The sequence below is a fragment of the Balneolales bacterium ANBcel1 genome, assembly GCA_029688905.1.
Lineage (GTDB): Bacteria > Bacteroidota > Rhodothermia > Balneolales > Natronogracilivirgulaceae > SLLW01.
Genome location: JARULB010000023.1, coordinates 1 through 1532, shown reverse-complemented (window position 1 = coordinate 1532; position 1532 = coordinate 1). Strand labels below are relative to the sequence as shown.

General features: G+C 49.0%; 1 protein-coding gene. It reads left to right on the top strand.

The window, feature by feature from the left end:
• Nucleotides 1-144: 144 nt before the first annotated feature.
• Complete coding sequence (locus QA596_12850; GenBank protein ID MDG5768340.1) at nt 145-1530, top strand: transposase; 1386 nt, start codon at nt 145-147, stop codon at nt 1528-1530.
• The last annotated feature ends 2 nt before the right edge of the window (nt 1531-1532 follow it).

Here is a 1532-nt window from a genome sequence, read left to right as displayed (position 1 = left end):
CTCAACTTTCGGAGTTCAGAACAACAGTTAAATAAAGCGGTAACTTCATGTAAATCAATAAAATAAAAGAGAATAAGTCCTCTGGTTTTTGTATTTTAAAAGTGCTCTAAACAATTAGAATACAACCAGTTAGAACTTATTCTCATGGATACCAAGTTACAAATATGTACGATCAAAAACATCACCTGGCTTTCGGCATGGGTCAAGCAATTTTGTCCGGGCAAGACGCTTCGTCAGGCCGGAATAAAAAAACGGTCCGGCATTGCGGCGGGGTGGTTGCTGCAGTTACTCCTTGTTCTGCCATTTTCCGATTTACGCGTCTATCAACTTCAACGGGCCTCAGATGGCCTTCCCCATCGAAGCACATTTTATGACTTTCTGGGGCAAACCACCTATAACTGGAGAATGTTAGTCTTGATGGTCTCACTACGGCTAATAGAAGAGCTCCAACCACTGACTTCGACCTCGCAAGACCGGGTTCTGATTGTCGATGACAGTCCGTATAAACGCGATCGCAGTAAGAAAGTGGAATATCTGGGACGCCAATATGATCATAGCAGTCATAGCTGGTATCGGGGCTATCGCATGTTGACCATGGCATGGAGTGATGGACACAGCCTGGTGCCTGTGGACTTTGAATTGCTCACCAACAGTGATACCAACAAACGATTGGGAGAACAACCCGAGGTGGATCTGAGAACTCATTTGGGTCGGCGGTGCGTGGCGGCTACCAGCAAAGCAACCGACCAGGCACTGAATATGCTGGACCGGGCCTTGAAAGCCACTGTACCGGCGGACTACCTGGTCTTTGACAGCTGGTTTGCACATGCAGGTCTGTTGCATAAGCTCAGCCAGCGCCTGCCGGTGGTTTGTATGTTGAAGAACTCCGGGAAAATCAGCTTTCGCCATGGCAAGCGTATTTATCAGCTCAAAGGGCTATATGAGAAGGTGGCTGGGCGCAAGCGCTCCAAAAAATCAAATGAGCACCAGATCCTTGGTTCGATAGTTGTGGATATGCTCAGCGGACCCAGGGTGCGCATCGTATTCCTGTGCGACCGGCGCAATCCCGAGCAATGGCTGGCACTGGCCAGCACCGATACCTCGCTTACCCCGGAGAGAATCTGCCGCATTTATGCCAAACGCTGGGCCATAGAGGTCTTTTTCAAGCAAACCAAGCAACAGCTCGGACTGGCCCGTGAGTTTCAGGTTCGCAGCTATGCCGCCCAGATTGCTCACACAAGTATCGTTTTACTGCGTTATATGATGTTGGAGTATTACCGGCGGCAGTGCAGCGATGAGCGGACGATACCGGGGTTATTTCAAGCCTATGTCCGAGAACTACAGATGCTGACCGTCCATGTGTGCATTCAGCTGGTCTTGCTGGAAGTACTGCAGTTGATTGCACGTCAAGGCCAAGGGTATTTGTTAGTGCAGGTTATTGAGCTGGTAGGCAGGTTTTACCAGACTCATCCATGGTTACAAGCCTTTCCTAATGAACAGGAAGGGATTAGTATGAACTCCGAAAGTTGAGT